Raw genomic sequence first — 18,896 nt, 5'->3', positions numbered from 1 at the left:
CGTACTGACCGGGATGGCGCGCCGCGCGCACCCGGCTGGTGCGGCCGCCGGGCGTCGTGCGCGCCGCCGGCCCGGTCACGCGCCGCCGCCGGGCCGCAGCCGCACGACGCGCGTGCCGCAATTGCCGTAGGCCTGCGCGACCGTCAGCTCGACGATCGGGCAATCCGCCGGCCACGGCATCGCGTCACTGTCCGGCAAACCCTCGCGCACGACGGCCCGGCCGTTGATCCGGTAGCGAATCCCGCGCAGGAAATCGACGAACAGCAGCCCGACGCCGTTGTCGTCGCATCGCGCCGCGCAGATCCGCCCTTGCGGCCCGGCCGCGCGCGGCAGCGCGAAGCGCAGCGTCTTCGTGTCAACCACCCGGACGACCGGCAGCCGTTCGCCCTGCGCGTCGCGCATCGATTGCACGATGTCGCAACTCACGCGCGCGTCGCCACCGGCGCCGACGGCGACGAACATGAACGGCTGCGCCTCGATGAATTGCCGCACGCCGATGCTCACCCGCGTGGTGACGACATCGCGCATGCGCTCGGCTTCGTCCGCGACGCCGAAGCGGCGATGCGCGTCGAGTTCGCCGTCGTGAAAAACCGGATGCCGGGAGGCCGGTCGAACGGGTTCCGCCATGTCGGCTCCTTGCGGGTTGCGCCGGCGACACCGCCACCGGCGAGCCACCGACGCCGGGCCGGCCGCAACCTGCATCGCTGCGGCCGGCCCGCGCCCGCCCCCCCGCTCCGATCAGAAGAACCCGAGCGCCTCGGCCTGGTAGCTGACCAGCAGGCACTTCGTCTGCTGGTAGTTCGACAGCGCCGTCTTGTGGGTCTCGCGACCGATGCCCGACTGCTTGTACCCGCCGAACGCCGCATGCGCGGGATACAGGTGATAGCAGTTGGTCCACACGCGGCCGGCCTCGATCTCGCGGCCCATCCGGTACGCACGCGTGCCGTTGCGGGTCCACACGCCCGCGCCGAGGCCGTAGAACGTGTCGTTCGCGAGTTCGATCGCGTCCTGCTCGTCCTTGAACGTCATCACCGACGCGACCGGCCCGAAGATCTCTTCCTGGAACACGCGCATCTTGTTGTTGCCGAGCAGCATCGTCGGCTTCACGTAATAGCCCGTGCCGAGTTCGGCCGCCGGCGCCGTGCGCTCGCCGCCCGTCAGGCATTGCGCGCCTTCGCCGCGGCCGATGTCGATGTAGGACAGGATCTTGTCGAGCTGCTGCTGCGACGCCTGCGCGCCGATCATCGTCTGCAGGTCGAGCGGATGGCCGGCCTTGATGCGCTCGACGCGCGCGACCGCCTTCTCGATGAAGCGCTCGTAGATCGATTCCTGGATCAGCACGCGCGACGGGCACGTGCACACCTCGCCCTGGTTCAGCGCGAACATCGCGAGCCCTTCGAGCGCCTTGTCGAGGAACGCGTCGTCCTGGTCGAGCACGTCGGCGAAGAAGATGTTCGGGCTCTTGCCGCCCAGTTCGACCGTCGACGGGATCAGGTTGTCGGCGGCCGCGTGCAGGATGTGCTTGCCGACCGGCGTCGAGCCCGTGAACGCGATCTTCGCGATGCGCTTGCTGGTCGCGAGCGCTTCGCCGGCTTCCTTGCCGAAACCGTTCACGATGTTGATCACGCCCGGCGGGAACAGGTCGCCGATCAATTCCATCAGCACCAGCACTGAAGCAGGCGTCTGCTCGGCCGGCTTCATCACGATGCAGCAGCCGGCCGCGAGCGCCGGCGCGAGCTTCCATGCGGCCATCAGCAGCGGGAAGTTCCACGGAATGATCTGGCCGACGACGCCCACCGGCTCGTGGAAGTGGTACGCGACCGTGTTGTCGTCGATCTCGGAGATGCCGCCTTCCTGCGCGCGGATGCAGCCCGCGAAATAGCGGAAGTGGTCGACCGCGAGCGGCAGGTCGGCGGCCATCGTCTCGCGCAGCGGCTTGCCGTTGTCGATCGTTTCCGCGACGGCGAGCAGCTTCAGGTTCTTTTCCATCCGGTCGGCTGCGGCGAGCAGCAGGTTCGCGCGCTCCGTCACCGACGTCTTGCCCCACTTGCGGCGCGCGGCGTGCGCGGCATCGAGCGCGACCTCGATGTCGTCCGCGCTCGAGCGCGGAATGCGGCAGAACGGCTGGCCGTTGATCGGCGACACGTTCTCGAAATACTCGCCCTTGACCGGCGGCACCCACTTGCCGCCGATGTAGTTGTCGTACTGCTGGCGGTACGGGTATTCGACGTCGAGGCCCAGTTGTTTCAGGTCAAACGGGTTCATCAGTGTCTCCTGTTCATCATGCTTTGCTTGTCGGAATGCGGCGCCGGTTGGTTGCGCGTGTCCGTTTACGCAACTTGCATGCCAAACACCCCGCATGCGGCCGGCACGGCGTTGCGCCGTGCGCCTCGCGCGCGTGTCGCGGGCGACTGCGCCAAACCTGAACACCCGGCGTGATCCGCGCCGTGCGGAGCGTTCGAAATTCCAACAGTGCCGGCGGGGCGGCGCGCGCCGAAGGCACGCCTGAGGCACGCCGGATGCGCGTCGCTTGCGGGCGCGGCGCGTGGCATGTCGCTTGCGTCTGCGTTCGATGCATCCGGACACGCTCACCGACCCATGACTCGTCACGGCCCCCTTTCCGCCGACGCGATCGCGTTCATCCGCGCGCAGGCGTTCCTGATCGTCGCGACCTCGAATCCGGCGGGCGACAGCGATTGCTCGTACCGCGGCCGCCAGCCGCGCGCCGACGGCACGTTCGAGCCGCTCGTCGACATCCCCGACGCAGGCACGCTCGTGCTGCCCGATTTCGCGGGCAACAACCTGTTCAACACGATCGGCAACCTGCTCGTGAATCCGGCCATCGCGCAGCTGTTCGTCGATCTCCCGCGCGAGACGTCGTGGCTCGTGCAGGGCCGCGCGACGATCGACGAAGACGCGCGCCGCTGGGCGCATCTGTGGCCCGATGCGCAGCGCTATGTCGTCGTCGCGGTCGACGATGCGCACGCGCGGGCGGATGCCGGACTGCCGAATCTCGTTCCAGCCTGAAGATGCGTCACGCGGCCCCTGCGCGCCGCCCGCCGAGAAACGCGAACACCACCGCCGCGCACAGCACCGTCACGCCCGCGAGCCCGATCAGCAGATGATCGAACGCGCGCGTGTAGCTCTGCAGCAGCACCGCGCGCCCCGCATGCGGCAGCGCCGCGGCCGCACCGCCGAGGTCGCCGGTCGCGAGCCGCGCGGCGGCCCGCACGATCGCATCGCTCGTGGCGGTTGCGTCCGGCGCACCGCCCGCCGCACTCTCCGCACCCGCCACGCCCGCCGCGCGCAGCCCCGCCTGCGCAAGTACCGCGAGCACCGCGCCGGCGATCGCGAGCGCGATCCCCTCGCCCGCGACCCGCGTCGTGCTGAAGATGCCGGTCGCCATCCCCGCGCGCTCCTTCGGCACGACGCTCACCGACAGCCCGTCCATCAGCCCCCACGGCATCCCGGCGCCGACGCCGATCGCGACCATCGGCGCGATCGCCGCCGGCCCCGCGCCGCCGCGCAGCGCAACGCTCAGCCACCCGAGCCCCGCCGCCGCGACCAGCAGCCCGACGCCCGAGATCGCGCCGGCCGACAGCCAGCGCGTGAGCGTCGCCGCGACCAGCGGCACCACGAGCATCGGCGCGGAAATCGCGAGCATCAGCCAGCCCGCGTCGATCTCGCTGAAGCCGTCGATGCCGATGAAGCGCAGCGGCAGCACGACCAGCAGCACGATGTAGCAGCAGCAGGTGGACACCGGCAGCACCTGCACGCCGACGAAGCGCGGAATGCGGAACAGCGACAGGTCGAGCATCGGCCGCGCGACACGGGCCTCGATCGCGACGAACGCGGCCGCGAAGAGCGCCGCGCCGGCCAGCAGGCCGACGACGAGCGGGCTCGTCCAGCCGCGCGCCGGCGCCTCGATCACGCCGAACGTGAACAGCGTCAGCGCGGCCGTGAACGCGGCGGTGCCGGGCCAGTCGAGCCCCGTCGCGTGCGGGTCGCGCGACTCGCGCATGCGCGGCAGCCCGAATCCGAGCGACAGCGCGCCGGCCACGGCGCCCGTCAGGAAGATCGCGCGCCAGCCGTAGCGCGCGATCAGGCAGCCGGCCAGCACCGGGCCGAACGCGAGGCCGATGCCGAAGGTCGTGCCGAGCAGGCTGAACGCGCGCGTGCGCGCCGGGCCGTCGAACTCCTGCGCGAGCGCGGCGGTGCCGCCCGCCAGCGCCGCCGCGGCGGCCAGCCCCTGCGCGGCGCGCAGCAGGTCGAGCGCGCGCATCGACGGCGCGAACGCGAGCGCGACCGACAGCAGCGTGAAGCCGCCCACGCCGATCGCGAACACGCGCTTGCGGCCGAACTGGTCCGCGAGCGCGCCGGCGGCCATCAGGAAACTGCCGAACGCGAGCATGAACGCGTTCGTGATCCAGTTCAGCGCGACCGGCCCGCCGTGCAGGTCGCGGCCGATCGCGGGGGTCGCGACCGCGCCGCCGGAAAAGCTCAACGGCAGCGCGACGGCCGCCGCGCACACGGCGGCCAGCACCAGCATGCGACGGTGCGCGGGTGCGGCGGAAAAGGTGGAATCCATCGTTGCTCCTCGAAGACTCGGCGCCGGGGCGCCATCGAAGCGACACACGATAATTCGGATTGAATCGCGGAAAAACCATGCAGGATTCCGGACATAGCGGACTAAAATTCCTTAATCTCAAAAATGAAGGCCGCCGCCGAAACCTCGATGAACAACCTGAACGGCATCGTCGCGTTCGTCCGCACCGCGGAAACGCTGAGCTTCGTCGCGGCCGGCCGCACGCTCGGCATCTCGGCGTCGGCGGTCGGCAAGACGATCGCGAAGCTCGAACAGTCGCTCGGCGTGCGCCTGTTCCACCGCACCACGCGCCGCGTGACGCTCACCGACGAGGGCCGGCATTTCCACGCGCGCTGCCAGCAGATCCTCGAGGATTTCCGCGACGCCGAGGCGATGGTGACCGAATCCGCGCAGCGCCCGCGCGGCAAGCTGCGCGTGAGCCTGCCGGTGATCGGCTACCGGTTCCTGCTGCCGGTGCTGCCCGCATTCAAGCAGCAGTACCCGGACGTCGAGCTGGACCTGGATTTCAACGACAGGATGGTGGACGTCGTCGAAGGCGGCTTCGACGCGGCGATCCGCAGCGGGCAGCTGTCGGATTCGAGCCTGATGTCGCGGCGGCTCGGCCCGTTCGGGTTCGTGCTGTGCGCGACGCCCGCGTATCTCGCGCAGGCCGGCACGCCGCGCGTGCCGCGCGACCTCGCCGCGCACGACTGCGTGCGCTACTGCTTCCCGACGACGGGCAAGCTGCAGGACTGGGCGCTCGCGGCCGACGACGGCGCGCCGCTGAAGCTGCGCGCCGCGATGACCTGCAACAACATGGAAGCGCTGCGCGGCGCGGTGCTCGCGGGCCTCGGCATCGGCTACATGCCCGACTTCCTCGCGCGCGACGCGCTGGAGCGCGGTGCGCTCGTCACCGTGCTCGACGACTACCGGATCGCGCCCGGGCAGTTCTCGATCGTGTGGCCGTCGAGCCGGCAGTTGTCGCCGAAGCTCAGGGTGTTCGTCGATTTCCTGTGCGAGCGGCTGTTCAAGTGACGCAGGCGCGCGGGCCTCACGCCGCGCCGAGCCGCGCCGTTTCCGCGTCCGGCAGCAGCGCGTCGCTGTCGTCCTTGAGCCCGACGCCCGTCAGCTGGAGCCGGCGCGCATGCGTCATCAGGTAGTGCAGCTTGTGCGCGGCCGCCGCGTACGGCAGCCCTTCGGGCCGCACGTTCGAAATGCAGTTGCGCAGCGCGTCGTGGCAGCCGACCTGCGGCGCCCAGGTGAGATACACGCCGAGGCTGTCCGGCGAGCTGAGCCCCGGCCGCTCGCCGATCAGCATCGCGACGAGCTTCGCGCGCAGCAGCTCGCCGATCTCGTCGCCGAGTGCGACGCGCGCCTGCCGCGCGACGATCACCGGCCCGATGCGCCAGCCATCCGCATCGAGCCGCGGCCGCACCGCCTGCAAAAGCGGCAGCGCCTGCTTCGCGGCCGCGAACGCGGACAGCCCGTCGCCAACCACGAACACCACGTCGGGCGCGGCATCGAGCGCCGCGCCGTGCGCGGCGAGCTGCGCACGGCTGTCGTCGGACAGCTTGCGGCCGAGATCGGGCCGGCGCAGATAGTGGTCGCGATCCGGCGCCGCGCTCTGCACGCCGAGCGTCGGCAGCAGGCTGGCCGCCTCGATCTCGCGCCGCAGCGTATCGGCGTCGAGCGGCTGGTGCACCGCGTCGCGCGCCTGCGCGTGCGACAGGTTGAACGCCAGCAGCGGCGCGGTCGGCAGGCTGCTGCCCGCGCGGCCGAGCGCGATCCGCGCGTTCGTGAACGACTTCAGCTGCCCCCACGGGTTCTTTTCGACGGCGTCGCTCATGCTGACAACCCCATCCACTCGTTCGCGCCGGCCAGCAGCGGCACGCGGGCCGACGCGGCGCGCAGCGCGCCGTGCGCGTCGGCGATCTCCATCGTCTCCAGCCACTCCTCGAACTCCGGCGCGCGGCGCAGGCCGAGCACCTCGCGCACGTAGAGCTGGTCGTGGAACGACGTGCTCTGGTAGTTCAGCATCACGTCGTCCGCGCCCGGAATCCCCATGATGAAGTTGATGCCCGCCGCGCCGAGCAGCGTCAGCAGCGTGTCCATGTCGTCCTGGTCGGCCTCCGCGTGATTCGTGTAGCAGATGTCGCAGCCCATCGGCACGCCGAGCAGCTTGCCGCAGAAGTGATCCTCGAGCCCCGCGCGGATGATCTGCTTGCCGTCGTACAGGTATTCGGGCCCGATGAAGCCGACCACCGTGTTGACGAGGAACGGCTCGAACTTGCGCGCGACCGCATACGCGCGCACCTCGCAGGTCTGCTGGTCGACGCCGTGGTGCGCGTTCGCGGACAGCGCGCTGCCCTGGCCCGTTTCGAAATACATCAGGTTGTTGCCGACCGTGCCGCGCTTGAGCGACAGCGCCGCCTCGCGCGCCTCGCCGAGCAGCGCGAGCGAGATGCCGAAGCTCGCGTTCGCCTTCTCGGTGCCCGCGATCGACTGGAACACGAGGTCGACCGGCGCGCCCTTCTCGACCGCCGCGATCGTGTTGGTCACGTGGGTGAGCACGCACGACTGCGTCGGCACCCGGTAGCGCTCGCGAAACGCGTCGATCATCGCGAGCAGCTTGACGATCGCGGCGAGGCTGTCGGTTGCCGGGTTGATGCCGATCATCGCGTCGCCGCAGCCGTACATCAGCCCGTCGAGCATCGACGCGGCGATGCCCTTCACGTCGTCGGTCGGGTGGTTCGGCTGCAGCCGCACCGACATCCGGCCCGGCAGCCCGACCGTGTTGCGAAAGCGCGTGACGACGCGGCGCTTTCTCGCGGCCGCGATCAGGTCCTGGTTGCGCATCAGCTTCGACACGGCCGCGACCATCTCCGGCGTGAGGCCCGGCGCGATGCGCTCGAGCGCCGCGCCGTCGGCCGCGGGCGACAGCAGCCAGTTGCGGAAATCGCCGACCGTCAGGTGCGAGATCTCCGCGAACGCCTGCGCATCGTGATCGTCGACGATGAGGCGCGTGACCTCGTCGTCTTCATAGGGAATCAGCGCTTCGTTCAGGAACGCCTTGAGCGGCACGCCCGCGAGCGCGATCTTCGCGGCGACGCGCTCCTCCTCGCTCGCCGCCGCGACGCCGGCGAGCTGGTCGCCGGAGCGCAGCGGGCTCGCCTTCGCGAGCAGCGTCTTCAGGTCCGCGAAGCGGTAGGTGCGCGAACCGATCGTCTCCGTGTAGGACATCGTGCGAGTCTCCTTGCAAAAACCTTCGGCGCGCCGCTGTCGCGGGCGCGCCGGGTGCCGTTTCAACGGCCCTTCACCTTCATTCCTCGAGCAGCGCGTCGCCCGGCGCATGCGCGCGCTGCGCGCGGGTCGCGAGGAAGTACGCGTAGCCGAGCGCGAGGAACACGACGAACACCATCGCGACCAGCCCGTTGAAGTACACCATCGTGCCGAGGCAGATCAGCGCGGCGATGATGGCGAACGCCGGGAACAGCGGGTACAGCGGCGCGCGGAACGGGCGGGCCATGTTCGGCTGCGTGCGGCGCAGCTTGAACAGCGAGGCCATGCTGACGATATACATCACGATCGCGCCGAACACCGACATCGTGACGATGTTCGCGGTGAGCGTCTGGCCGCCGAACTGGATCAGCTCGTCGCTGTAGATCGCCGCGATGCCGACCACGCCGCCCGCGAGGATCGCGCGATGCGGGGTCTTGAAGCGCGGGTGCACCTTGCCGAGCCACTCCGGCAGGTAGCCTTCGCGGGCCAGCGCGAAGATCTGGCGCGAATAGCCGAGGATGATCCCGTGGAACGACGCGACCAGGCCGAACAGGCCGAGCCACACGAGCATGTGCATCCAGCCGCTGTTCTCGCCGACGATGTACTTCATCGCCTGCGGCAGCGGGTCGTTGATGTTCGCGAGCTTGGTCCAGTCGCCCGCGCCGCCGGCGAACACCATCACGCCGATCGCGAGAATGACGAGCGTCAGGATGCCGGCCACGTACGCGATCGGGATCGAGCGCTTCGGGTTCTTCGCTTCCTCTGCGGCCATCGCGACGCCTTCGATCGCGAGGAAGAACCAGATCGCGAACGGGATCGCCGCGAACATGCCGTGGAACGAACCGACGCTGAAGTGATCGGCGCCGGACCAGCCGCCCTTCACGAAGTTGCTCCATGCGAAGCCCGGCGACACCACGCCCATGAACACCAGCAGCTCGAAGATCGCGAGCAGCGTGACGACGAGCTCGAAGGTCGCGGCGATCTGCACGCCGACGATGTTGAGCGCCATGAACACGAGATACGCGCCCATCGCCGCGTGCTTCGGCTCGAGCCCCGGGAACTGCACGTGCAGGTACGCGCCGATCGCAAGCGCGATCGCAGGGGGTGCGAACACGAATTCGACGAGCGTCGCCGCGCCGGCCAGATAGCCGCCCGTCGGGCCGAACGCGCGGCGCGCGTAGGCAAACGGCCCGCCCGCATGCGGAATCGACGTGGTCAGCTCGGTGAAGCTGAAGATGAAGGTCGTGTACATCGCCGCAATGAACAGCGCGGTGATCACGAAGCCCAGCGTGCCCGCGCTCGCCCAGCCGTAGCTCCAGCCGAAGTACTCGCCGGAAATCACGAGGCCGACCGCGATGCCCCACAGCTGCCAGGTTCCGAGCGTCTGCTGCAGCGCGGGCTGGCCGGACGACTTGCCGCCGGCGGCGGGCCGGCCATTCGACTCTGCTTTCATCGGTTTCTCCTCAAGGGTGGCAGGCCGCCGCCCGTGCGGCGGGCGGTCTGCACTTCTGAGAATCGATGCTAGTGAGTCATTAAACGACGTGTTATCGAAATTCGGCAAAGGTCCATGCCGACATTTCGCTTACGGAAACGCCGGCCGGCGGGCCGCGTCGCCCGCCGCGCCGCTGGCCGGCCTTACCGGCTATTGGCCGCCGCCGTTGCGCTGGTTGAACCAGCGGTCGAGCAGCTTGCCGGCCGCCTCGCGGCCGCCGAGGCCGAACGACAGCGCGACCGCCACCGCGATCGCGCCGAGCACGAGGCCGAACGCGAGCTGGACGATCTCGTTGGCGATGCCCATCGCGCGCAGCCCCATCGCGAACACGAGGCCGAGGATCGCGAACTGCGCGATGCGCGCGAACAGCACGCTGTGCTCGCTGTCGGCCTGCTGGATCACGCGGCGTGCAAGCCCCGCGAGCCACACGCCGATCACGAGGATCACGCCGCCCATCAGCACGTGGCCGCCGAATTCGATGAACAGCGTGACGACGTCGCGCACCTGCGTGAAGCCGAGCCGGTTGGCGGCCTCGACCGCCGCGAACAGCATCGCGAAGAACACGATCAGCCGCGCGGCCAGCACCGACGGCTGCAGCATCCCCGAGAACACGCGCTCGACGCCGAGCACCGCCGGCAGCCCGTCGACGCCGGCCGCGACCAGCAGCTTCTGCGCGAGCGCGGCGACGAAGCGCGCGAAATAGAGCGTGACGAGCACGATCACGAGCGCGGCGACGATGTCCGGCACCGCGGCGAGGAACTGGTTCAGCATGTTGGTCGCGGGGCCGGAGATCGCGTCGATCTTCAGCGCGTCGAGCGCGGAGATCAGCGTCGGCACGAACACGAACACATAGACGACGGTGCCGACGAAGCTCGACACGCGCACCGGCGTCGGGCTGTCGACGCGCTCGGTGAGCCGGTCGGCGCCGGCCGCGATCAGCAGGTTCGTGACGAGCCCGCGCAGCACGCGCGCGACGATCCAGCCGACCACGCCGATCACCGCGGCCGCGAACAGGTTCGGCACGATCGCGAGCAGCTTGTCGACCATTCCCTGCACCGGCGACAGCAGGCCGGACAGCGCGAATGCGGACAGGATCGCCGGCAGGAACATCAGGATCACGAGCCAGAACAGCACGTCGCCGAGGTAGCTGCTCATCGGCCGCATGCCGGCGCTCGCGGCCAGCGCGTCGTCGACCTTGCAGGATCTCAGCGCGCGGTTCGCGAGGCTGCGCAGCAGCGACGCGATCAGCCACGCGATCAGCGCGAGCGCCGCGCCGCCGATCAGGTTCGGCAGGTAGTCGACGATATGGGTGACCAGCAGCGAGAACGGGTTCGACACCGCATACAGGTTGAGCACGTTGAAGATGCCCACCGCGGTGACGAGCAGCACGAGCCAGAACAGGCCGCCGGCGACGATGCGCTCGACGTAGGCGCCCTGGCCGGTGCTTTCGGCGATCCGCTGGTCGACCTTCAGCGCACCGAGCAGCCGCAGCGTGCCGGCCCGCACCGCGACGGCGATCAGCCAGCCGATCACCAGGATGCCGATCGCGCCCGCGATCTTGGGCAGGTACCCGCCTAGCGTGGCCTGCAGCGTTGTGACGAAGCTGGATGCATCCATTTCTTCTTCCTCCCGAAAAACGTGGCGTTGCGATTGAACATCGACGAACTACCTGCGTACTTCGAAATGACGCGCGATCCCGCTGCGGGCAACCGCAGTTGCAACCGCAGTTGCAACTTAGCGCAGAAAAATGACGGCTTCAGCCGATTTCACCGTCTTTAACTTTAGTCATAGATCGATGAGGACGAGACCCCATTTCAAAAAAGAAATGGGGCAGAGTCAGCCAACTCAGCAAGATTTGTCACACCACAGCGTGCTACCGTGACGTCGGTCCTTCCCGCGAGCCTCCGATGACAGCCGACGAGACACCTTGCTGGATGCGCTATGCGAGCCGTCTCGCGCGCGTTCACGACTACATCCACACCCACCTCGACACGCCGCTCGACCTGAACCGGCTCGCCGAGATCGCGTGCCTGTCGCCGTATCACTGGCACCGCGTCTATCGCGCGCTGTATGGCGAATCGATCCTGATGACGGTGCGGCGGATGCGCATCGTGCGCGCGTCGGAGGACCTCGTGTGCACGGCGCTGCCGATTGCACGGATTGCGCGGCGCGCGGGCTACGGCTCGACGCATGCGTTCACTCGGGCGTTCCGCGACGCCTACGGCGTGCCGCCCGTGCAGCACCGGCGGGCCGGCGTGCACCGGGCCATCTACCCTTTACCCACTGGAGATCGAGACATGTTCAAGCACGAAGTGGCGATTCGCCGGATGCCGGAGCTGCACGGCTACGCGATCGGCCATACCGGTTCCTACCTGCAGGTGAACGAAGCGTTCGCGCGGCTCGGCGGCTGGGTCGCGCAGCACGGGCTGTTCGCGCCCGGCGCGAAGATGCTCGGGATCTACTACGACGATCCGGACACCACGCCGAAGGCGCAGCTGCGTTCGAAGGCGTGCTTCGTGCCGGGCAGCGGCGCCGCGGACATCGAGCCGGCCCCGCCCGTCGAGCGGGTCACCGTGGCGGGCGGCGAGTATGCGGTGCTGCTGCACACCGGGCCGTACGCGGACCTGAAGGCCGCCTATCAGTGGCTGTACGGCGACTGGCTGCGCCATTCCGGCCGCGAGGCCGCCGATGCGCCGCCGTTCGAGCTGTACCTGAACACGCCGATGGATACGGCGCCGGCCGACCTGCTGACGGAGCTCTACCTGCCGCTGCGCTGATGCCCGCCCGCGCTCATGCCGCCTGCGTGCCGCATGCCGGGCAGAAGCGCGCGCCGGCGGCCAGCGCCGCATGGCAGCGGCGGCACGCGGCGCTCTGCTGCGCCGCGCCGCATTGGGCGCAGAAACGCGCGCTCGCATCGTTGAGCGCGCCGCAGCCGGCGCAGGCGAGCTGACGCAGCAACGCGGCGCCCCCGGCGGCCGGCGCCTGACGGCCCCAGCCGAGATGGCCGTCGCCGCGGGCGTGGTGGTCGCGGCCATGGCTTCCGGCGTGGTCGTTGCCGAAGCCGCCGCCGTGACTGCCGGCATGTTCGCTGCCGAAGCCACCGCCGTGGCTGCCGGTGTGTTCGTTGCCGAAGCCGCCGCCGTGGCTGCCGGCGCGTTCGCTGCCGAAGCCGCCGCCATAGCTGCCGGCGCGTTCGTTGCCGAAGCCACCGCCGTGGCTGCCGTGGCCACCGCCATAGCTGCCGTGTCCGCCGCCGTGGCCGCTACGCTGCCCGCCGCCGTGATGGCTACGCCCGCCGTGGCCGCCGGTGATCCATTTGAGGAAACCCATCGCTCGCTCCTTCGCGCCGCATGCGCGCCCGTCACGCATGCCTGCTGCGGGACAGCAGGCGCAAACCGTTGCCCACGACGATCAGGCTCGCGCCCGCGTCGGCGAACACCGCCATCCACATCGTGCCGAGCCCTGCGACCGTGAGGCCGAGGAACACCAGCTTCACGCCGAGCGCGAAGCCGATGTTCTGCACCAGCACGCGATGCGTCGCGCGCGACAGCCGCACGAACGCGGGAATCTTGCGCAGGTCGTCGTCCATCAGCGCGACGTCCGCGGTCTCGATCGCGGTGTCGGTGCCCATCGCGCCCATCGCGAAGCCGATGTCGGCGCGTGCGAGCGCCGGCGCGTCGTTGATCCCGTCGCCGACCATCCCGACCGCGCCCGGCCCCGTCGCGAGTTCCTCGACCGCCGCGAGCTTGTCCTCGGGCAGCTGGTTGCCGCGCGCGTCGTCGATGCCGGCTTCCTTCGCGATCGCCTGCGCGGTGTGCGGGTTGTCGCCCGTCAGCATCGCGGTGCGGATGCCGAGCGCGTGCAGCTCGGCGATCGCCGCGCGGCTCGTGTCCTTGATCGTGTCGGCCACCGCGAACACGCCGAGCACGCGCGTGTCGTCGATCAGCATCACGACGCTCTTGCCCTCGCGCTCGAGCGCGTCGAGCTGCGCTTCCAGTTCCGGCGAGCACCGTTCCAGCTCCTCGACGAGCCGGTGGTTGCCGAGCCAGTAGCGCACGCCGTCGATCGCGCCGCGCACGCCGCGCCCGAGCAGCGCTTCGAAGTCCTGCACGTCGGCGAACGGCGCGGCGCCCGCCTCGCGCGCCGCCGCCGCGATCGCCTGCGACACGGGGTGATCGGAGCGCGCGGCGAGGCTTGCGGCGAGATGGCGCACCCGCGCGGCGTCGACGTCGGCCGCGCGCGGCACGAAGTCGGTCTGCACCGGCTTGCCGTGCGTGATCGTGCCGGTCTTGTCGAGTGCGAGCCACACGAGCTTGCGCCCCTCTTCGAGATAGACGCCGCCCTTCACGAGAATCCCGCGCCGTGCGGCGGCCGCGAGGCCCGACACGATCGTCACCGGCGTCGAGATCACCAGCGCGCACGGGCACGCGATCACCAGCAGCACCAGCGCGCGGTAGATCCATTCGTGCCACGCGCCGCCCGTCACGAGCGGCGGGACCATCGCGACCAGCAGCGCGACGGCGAACACGATCGGCGTGTAGACGCGCGCGAACTGGTCGACGAAGCGCTGCGTCGGCGCCTTCGCGCCCTGCGCCTCCTCGACCGCGTGGATGATCCGCGCGAGCGTGGTGTTCGACGCGACCGCGGTCACCCGGTAGTCGAACGAGCCCGCTTCGTTGATCGTGCCGGCGAACACGGTGTCGCCGGCCGTCTTCTCGACGGGCAGGCTCTCGCCGGTGATGGGCGCCTGGTTCACGGTCGAGCGGCCCGCGACGACTTCGCCGTCGAGGCCGATCCGCTCGCCCGGCTTCACGCGCACGATCGCGCCGAGCGCCACCTGGGCGGCCTCGATCGTGCGCCACGACCCGTCCAGGTCGCGCACGGTCGCGGTGTCCGGCGCCAGCCGCATCAGCCCCTGGATCGCATTGCGCGCGCGGTCGAGCGACTTCGCCTCGATCAGCTCGGCGATCGTGAACAGCACCATCACCATCGCGGCTTCCGGCCACTGGCCGATCGCCATCGCGCCGGTCACCGCGATGCTCATCAGCGCGTTGATGTTCAGGTTGCCGTTACGCAGCGCGATCCAGCCCTTCTTGTAAGTGGTGGTCCCGCACGACAGCACGGCCGCGAGCGCAAGCGCCGCGGCGACCCACGACGGCAGGCCGAGCCAACTCGCCGCTTCCGACGCGAGCGCGGCGGCGCCGGCCAGCGCCAGCGGCCACCACGGCTTCGCGGGCTCCGGCTTCGCGGCCGCCGGGGGCGCATCCGCGGACGCGGCCTCCGGCGTCATGCCGAGCGTGCGGATCGCGCCGTCGATTGCCGCCTGCGCGCCGGGCACGTGGTCCACGGTCAGCAGGCGCTGCATCAGGTTGAATTCGAGCGCCGACACCTCGCGCATGCCGCCGAGCTTCTTGCGGATCAGCGTCTCCTCGGTCGGGCAGTCCATCTGCATGATCCGGAACGACGTGCGCACGTGGCCGGACGCAGTCGCCTGCGCGGCGGGCAGCGGCGCGAGCGTCAGCGCCGCCGGCGTGCAGCAGTCGGCGGCAGCGTGGGTGTGGTCGTGGTCTTGAGCGTGCGCATGGTCGTGGCCGTGATCGTGGCTGTGGCCATCGTCATGCGCGTGGTCGTGGCTGCAGGCATGCGCATGTTCTTGATCGTGTGCCCGGGCCTCGCCGGACTTCACGCCATGGTCATGCGCATGCTCGCGATCGTGTGCCCGGGCCTCACCGGACTTCACGCCATGGTCATGCGCATGCTCGCGATCGTGTGCCCGGGCCTCGCCGGACTTCGCGCCATGATCATGCGCATGCTCGCGATCGTGTGCCCGGGCCTCGCCGGACTTCGCGCCATGGTCATGCGCATGCTCGTGATCGTGCACGTGCGCATGGCCGGCAGCGGCCCCGCGACCTTCCGCATGCGCGTGATCATGGTCGTGGGCGCAGGCGTGCGGCTTCGTCGACTGCACTGCGGGCGCGTCGCCATGCGCCGTCCGGCCGGCCTCCGGCACCGCGGCGGCGACACCGGCCGCGTGCATCTCGCGCGCATCGGCGCAACATGCGCCGTCGCCGCTGGCCGCGCGGGGTCGTTCGCCGTGGGTACGCTGGGCGTCGGTCATCAGAACCTCCTCGATAGCTTGACGGTGTAGAGTTAACACCCTGAAGCCACTACAAGGTCAACCCTTCGGCAGGAGAAAAGCATGAAGATCGGCGAACTGGCCAAGGCGGCGCGCTGCACGCCCGAGACGATCCGCTTCTACGAGAAGGAAGGGCTGATGCCCGATGCGGAGCGCACCGACGCGAATTACCGGAACTACACGGAAGTACACGTCGAACGGCTGCGCTTCATCCGCAACTGCCGCGCGCTCGACATGGCGCACGACGAGATCCGCGCGCTGTTGCGGCTCACCGATACGCCCGCCGATCGCTGCGATTCGATCAACGCGCTGCTCGACGAGCACATCGGCCACGTCGACGCGCGGCTTGCGGAGCTCACGCATCTGCGCGACCAGTTGACCGAACTGCGCCGCCAATGTGTGGGCGAGCACTCGGTCGAGGATTGCGGAATCGTGCACGGGCTCGTGACGATGGAGACGGTCGCGCCGGCCGCGAAACGCTCGCACCTCGGCTGAAAGCCTTGCCGGATATGATAGTTGAGATTAGACTAGTCATCATCTAACTAGACATATCCAGACTATTTATCCCCATGAACCGCCCGTCGCCGCTGGCGCTCGCGATCCTCGCGACGCTCACCGAAGCCCCGATGCATCCGTACGGGATGCTGCAGCAACTGAAAGCGCGCGGCCACGACGAAGTCGTCAACGTGCGGCAGCGCACGAGCCTTTACCAGGCGATCGACCGCCTGCTGCGCGACGGCCTGATCGCCGTGCACGACACCGAACGTGACGGCGCGTTTCCGGAACGCACTCTCTACACGCTCACCGATGCCGGGCGCACGGCCGGGGAAACATGGCTGCGCGCACTCCTCTCGGAGCCCGCGCGCGAATTCCCCGCGTTCGGCGCGGGGCTCGCGTTCCTGCCGCTGCTCGACGCCGACGACGCACGCCACCAGCTCGAACACCGCATCGCCGCGCTCGAAGCCGAGCGCGCGCGTCTCGATGCGCTGCGCAACGCCGCACAAGCCAACCAGGTGCCACGCCTGTTCCTGCTGCAGAACGAGCACGCGCTGGTGCTGCTCGACGCCGAGCTCCGCTGGGCGCGCAGCATCGTCGAGCACCTGCGGATCGGCGCGCTGAACTGGGTCGACGGCTGAGCGGCGCGGCGCCGCGCCGCCCGTCAAAGCACCTTGCCGGGGTTCAGGATGTGACGCGGATCGAGCGCGTCCTTCAGCCGGCGCATCACGGCGATTTCCGCGTCGCTGCGCGTATGGCCGAGATAGGGCCGCTTGAGCACGCCGATGCCGTGCTCGGCGGAAATCGAGCCGCCCATCGCCCGCACCACCGCGTAGACGACTTCATCCAGCTCGGCCTCGCTCGCCGCGTCCGGCCCCGCATGCGACACGCCGATATGCACGTTGCCGTCGCCGACGTGACCGAAGAACAGGCACACGATGTCCGGCCAGCGCGCGCGCAGCGCCGCCTCGCAATGCTGCGCGAACGCGCCGAGCTCGCCGGTCGGCAGGCTCACGTCGAAGTTGACGAGATGCGGCAGCGCGTCGATCGCGAGCCCTTCGCGCAGCGTCCACAGGTCGCGCGCCTGCCGCGCCGACGTCGCGAGCGCCGCATCGTCGACGAGCCCCGCGTCGAAGCCATCGGCGAGGCAGGTTTCGAGCGCCTGCCGCGCATCGCCGCCCGGCGCGCTGGTCGCGCATTCGATCAGCACCGCGAAGCCGTCGTCGGCCGCGAACGGCGCGACGACCCCGGGCGTGCGGTTCGCGACGTACCGGTAGAACGCCGGCCACATCGCCTCGAAGCTGACCACGTCCGGCAGCGCGCGCACGCGATCCCACAGCCGGACGACCGCGTCGTAATCGGCGACCCGGCACAGCGCGGTCGCGGGCTCCGCGAGCTTCGGATGGAGCCGCAGCACCGCGCGCGTGATCACGCCGAGCGTGCCTTCGCTGCCGATGAACAACTGCTTCAGGTCGTAGCCCGCGTTGTTCTTCAGCATCCGGTTCATCGACGACACGACGGTGCCGTCCGCCAGCACGGCCTCCAACCCGAGCACCTGCTCGCGCATCATCCCGTAGCGGATCGCGCGCGTGCCGCCCGCGTTGGTCGCGAGCGCGCCGCCGATCTGGCACGAGCCGCGCGCGCCGAGATCGACGCCGAACGTGAAACCGGCCGCGTCCGCCGCCTCCTGCACGGCCTGCAGCGGCGTGCCGGCGCGCACGGTGATGGTGCCCGCCGCCGCGTCGAGCGCGTCGATGCCCGCGAAGCGCTCCATCGACAGCACGACCTCGCCGCCGAGCGCGACCGCGCCGCGCGCGAGCCCCGTCAGGCCGCCCTGCGGCACCACCGGCTGGCCGAGCCGCGTGCAGAGCGCGAGCGTGCGCGACACCTCGTCGACGCTGCGCGGCCGCACGAGCGCGCGCGGCCGTACGCCCGGCAGCTCGTTGTAGGCGGTGAAGAAACGCGGCTCGATGTCGGCCGGCGGCGTGACGGCCGCCGTGCCCAGTTCGGCGGCCAGCACGGCGACGATGTCGCCGCCGGCCGCCGTTCGATCGCTGTCGCCGTCGCTGCGCATCGCCGCCGTCACTGCGGGGAAATGTCGATGTTGCCGAAATACTTCTGGCCCAGCGATTTCACCGTGCCGTCCGCCTTCAGCTTGTCGATCGCCGCGTTCAGCTTCGCCTTCAGCGCGTCGTCGCCCTTGCGCAGGCCGAACGCGATGCCGCTGCCGAGAATCCGGTCGTCGCGCACCGGCTGGCCGACGAACGCGAAATCCTTGCCGTCCGGACGCGACAGGAAGCCGCGCTGGCCGGCCGGGGCCAGCACCAGCGTCGCGTCGAGGCGGCCCGCGACGAGGTCCGCATAGGCCTGGTTCTGATCCTGGTACGCGACCACCGCGACGCCGGCCGGCGCCCAGTGCGCCTTCGCGTACGTTTCCTGGATCGACGCCTGCAGCACGCCGACGCGCTTGCCCTTCAGCGCTTCCGTCGTCGGCAGCAGGCCGCTGCCGTTGCGCGCGATCAGCTGCGTCGGCACCCGATAGATGATCGTCGTGAAGTCGATCGCCTGGCGGCGCTGCTCGGTCGCGTTCATCGCCGAGTTGATCGCGTCGAACTTGCGGCCCTGCAGCGCGGGAATCAACCCGTCGAACGACGTCTCGACCCACTTGCACGACAGCTTCGCGGCCTGGCACACCGCATTGCCGACGTCGATGTCGAAGCCCTGCAGTTCGCCGCTGGGCGCCTTCGATTCGAACGGCGGATATTGCGCCTCGAGGCCGAAGCGCAGCGTCTGCTGCGCATCGGCGAATGCCGCGCCGGAACCGAGCGCGCAGGCGAGCGCGAGCGAGAATTTCAACTGCTTCAGGACCTTCATCGTGATCTCCAGTGTCGGCCGGCGTCGGCGCTTGC

Annotated in this window: 15 protein-coding genes and 1 pseudogene; 5 read left to right on the top strand and 11 right to left on the bottom strand. The window is 69.9% G+C overall.

The features are described 5' to 3' along the window. Nucleotides 1–75 precede the first annotated feature (75 nt). Nucleotides 76–627, bottom strand: coding sequence for a hypothetical protein (locus HWY45_RS15035; protein ID WP_059882287.1), 552 nt, complete (start codon nt 625–627; stop codon nt 76–78). Nucleotides 628–738: 111 nt separating this feature from the next. Beyond that, nucleotides 739–2,265: an acetaldehyde dehydrogenase ExaC gene (gene exaC / locus HWY45_RS15030; protein WP_017334821.1), complete on the bottom strand. Its 1,527-nt coding sequence runs from the start codon at nt 2,263–2,265 to the stop codon at nt 739–741. A 333-nt stretch (nt 2,266–2,598) separates the two neighbouring features. On the opposite strand from exaC, the gene HWY45_RS15025 reads away from it, so the two are divergent. Further along, on the top strand, nt 2,599–3,027 hold the full coding sequence (locus tag HWY45_RS15025; RefSeq protein ID WP_059882289.1) for a pyridoxamine 5'-phosphate oxidase family protein: 429 nt from the start codon (nt 2,599–2,601) through the stop codon (nt 3,025–3,027). Between the two features lie 7 nt (nt 3,028–3,034). On the opposite strand, the gene HWY45_RS15020 is transcribed toward HWY45_RS15025, so the two are convergent. Continuing rightward, nucleotides 3,035–4,588, bottom strand: a complete 1,554-nt coding sequence (locus HWY45_RS15020; RefSeq protein ID WP_059882291.1) for an MFS transporter — start codon at nt 4,586–4,588, stop codon at nt 3,035–3,037. 147 nt (nt 4,589–4,735) lie between these two features. Between HWY45_RS15020 and HWY45_RS15015 the strand changes: the two genes are divergently transcribed. Beyond that, on the top strand, nt 4,736–5,620 hold the full coding sequence (locus HWY45_RS15015) for a LysR family transcriptional regulator (RefSeq protein WP_059564016.1): 885 nt from the start codon (nt 4,736–4,738) through the stop codon (nt 5,618–5,620). 16 nt (nt 5,621–5,636) lie between these two features. Here the strand turns inward: HWY45_RS15015 and eutC are convergent, their stop codons facing one another. The 4 genes from eutC to HWY45_RS14995 form a co-directional block, all read right to left on the bottom strand. After that, nucleotides 5,637–6,431: an ethanolamine ammonia-lyase subunit EutC gene (gene eutC / locus HWY45_RS15010; RefSeq protein ID WP_059882292.1), complete on the bottom strand. Its 795-nt coding sequence runs from the start codon at nt 6,429–6,431 to the stop codon at nt 5,637–5,639. Next, entirely contained in the window at nt 6,428–7,825 is a 1,398-nt protein-coding gene (locus HWY45_RS15005; RefSeq protein WP_059804159.1) for an ethanolamine ammonia-lyase subunit EutB, read from the bottom strand. Before HWY45_RS15005 ends, eutC begins: the two co-directional genes overlap by 4 nt. A 79-nt stretch (nt 7,826–7,904) precedes the next feature. Then, nucleotides 7,905–9,317, bottom strand: a complete 1,413-nt coding sequence (eat, locus tag HWY45_RS15000) for an ethanolamine permease (protein ID WP_059804156.1) — start codon at nt 9,315–9,317, stop codon at nt 7,905–7,907. Between the two features lie 189 nt (nt 9,318–9,506). Continuing rightward, nucleotides 9,507–10,973, bottom strand: a complete 1,467-nt coding sequence (locus HWY45_RS14995; RefSeq protein WP_059804153.1) for a mechanosensitive ion channel — start codon at nt 10,971–10,973, stop codon at nt 9,507–9,509. A gap of 290 nt (nt 10,974–11,263) precedes the next feature. On the opposite strand from HWY45_RS14995, the gene HWY45_RS14990 reads away from it, so the two are divergent. Continuing rightward, on the top strand, nt 11,264–12,133 hold the full coding sequence (locus HWY45_RS14990; protein ID WP_059882294.1) for an AraC family transcriptional regulator: 870 nt from the start codon (nt 11,264–11,266) through the stop codon (nt 12,131–12,133). Between the two features lie 13 nt (nt 12,134–12,146). Here the strand turns inward: HWY45_RS14990 and HWY45_RS36830 are convergent. Continuing rightward, nucleotides 12,147–12,506, bottom strand: a pseudogene (locus tag HWY45_RS36830) (zinc ribbon domain-containing protein); the annotation flags it as partial. A 211-nt stretch (nt 12,507–12,717) separates the two neighbouring features. Next, on the bottom strand, nt 12,718–15,474 hold the full coding sequence (locus tag HWY45_RS14980) for a heavy metal translocating P-type ATPase (protein ID WP_059882299.1): 2,757 nt from the start codon (nt 15,472–15,474) through the stop codon (nt 12,718–12,720). 81 nt (nt 15,475–15,555) lie between these two features. Here HWY45_RS14980 and cadR point away from each other — a divergent pair, with 81 nt between their 5' ends. Together cadR and HWY45_RS14970 are read left to right on the top strand one after the other, a co-directional pair. Continuing rightward, nucleotides 15,556–15,987 (top strand): Cd(II)/Pb(II)-responsive transcriptional regulator, encoded by a 432-nt coding sequence (gene cadR / locus HWY45_RS14975; RefSeq protein ID WP_017334808.1) that lies wholly within the window; start codon nt 15,556–15,558, stop codon nt 15,985–15,987. A gap of 68 nt (nt 15,988–16,055) precedes the next feature. Continuing rightward, nucleotides 16,056–16,628 (top strand): PadR family transcriptional regulator, encoded by a 573-nt coding sequence (locus HWY45_RS14970; protein ID WP_059882302.1) that lies wholly within the window; start codon nt 16,056–16,058, stop codon nt 16,626–16,628. 23 nt (nt 16,629–16,651) lie between these two features. Here the strand turns inward: HWY45_RS14970 and HWY45_RS14965 are convergent, their stop codons facing one another. After that, the gene (locus HWY45_RS14965; protein WP_059882400.1) at nt 16,652–18,061 is read right to left on the bottom strand and encodes an FAD-binding oxidoreductase; all 1,410 of its coding nucleotides are present in this window, start codon (nt 18,059–18,061) and stop codon (nt 16,652–16,654) included. A gap of 8 nt (nt 18,062–18,069) precedes the next feature. Next, nucleotides 18,070–18,861, bottom strand: coding sequence for an ABC transporter substrate-binding protein (locus HWY45_RS14960; protein WP_059564015.1), 792 nt, complete (start codon nt 18,859–18,861; stop codon nt 18,070–18,072). Nucleotides 18,862–18,896: the final 35 nt, after the last annotated feature.

This window comes from Burkholderia stagnalis (genome assembly GCF_902830275.1).
GTDB classification, from domain to species: domain Bacteria; phylum Pseudomonadota; class Gammaproteobacteria; order Burkholderiales; family Burkholderiaceae; genus Burkholderia; species Burkholderia stagnalis.
Note: the sequence above shows the minus strand (reverse complement) of the source record. Positions and strands in the feature narration are given on the sequence as shown.

Bases quoted from the DNA above. Each gene is read 5' to 3' on its own strand.
- HWY45_RS15035 (WP_059882287.1), bottom strand. From the start codon at position 627: ATGGCGGAACCCGTTCGACCGGCCTCCCGGCATCCGGTTTTTCACGAC.
- exaC (WP_017334821.1), bottom strand. From the start codon at position 2,265: ATGAACCCGTTTGACCTGAAACAACTGGGCCTCGACGTCGAATACCCG.
- HWY45_RS15025 (WP_059882289.1), top strand. From the start codon at position 2,599: ATGACTCGTCACGGCCCCCTTTCCGCCGACGCGATCGCGTTCATCCGC.
- HWY45_RS15020 (WP_059882291.1), bottom strand. From the start codon at position 4,588: ATGGATTCCACCTTTTCCGCCGCACCCGCGCACCGTCGCATGCTGGTG.
- HWY45_RS15015 (WP_059564016.1), top strand. From the start codon at position 4,736: ATGAACAACCTGAACGGCATCGTCGCGTTCGTCCGCACCGCGGAAACG.
- eutC (WP_059882292.1), bottom strand. From the start codon at position 6,431: ATGAGCGACGCCGTCGAAAAGAACCCGTGGGGGCAGCTGAAGTCGTTC.
- HWY45_RS15005 (WP_059804159.1), bottom strand. From the start codon at position 7,825: ATGTCCTACACGGAGACGATCGGTTCGCGCACCTACCGCTTCGCGGAC.
- eat (WP_059804156.1), bottom strand. From the start codon at position 9,317: ATGAAAGCAGAGTCGAATGGCCGGCCCGCCGCCGGCGGCAAGTCGTCC.
- HWY45_RS14995 (WP_059804153.1), bottom strand. From the start codon at position 10,973: ATGGATGCATCCAGCTTCGTCACAACGCTGCAGGCCACGCTAGGCGGG.
- HWY45_RS14990 (WP_059882294.1), top strand. From the start codon at position 11,264: ATGACAGCCGACGAGACACCTTGCTGGATGCGCTATGCGAGCCGTCTC.
- HWY45_RS14980 (WP_059882299.1), bottom strand. From the start codon at position 15,474: ATGACCGACGCCCAGCGTACCCACGGCGAACGACCCCGCGCGGCCAGC.
- cadR (WP_017334808.1), top strand. From the start codon at position 15,556: ATGAAGATCGGCGAACTGGCCAAGGCGGCGCGCTGCACGCCCGAGACG.
- HWY45_RS14965 (WP_059882400.1), bottom strand. From the start codon at position 18,061: ATGCGCAGCGACGGCGACAGCGATCGAACGGCGGCCGGCGGCGACATC.
- HWY45_RS14960 (WP_059564015.1), bottom strand. From the start codon at position 18,861: ATGAAGGTCCTGAAGCAGTTGAAATTCTCGCTCGCGCTCGCCTGCGCG.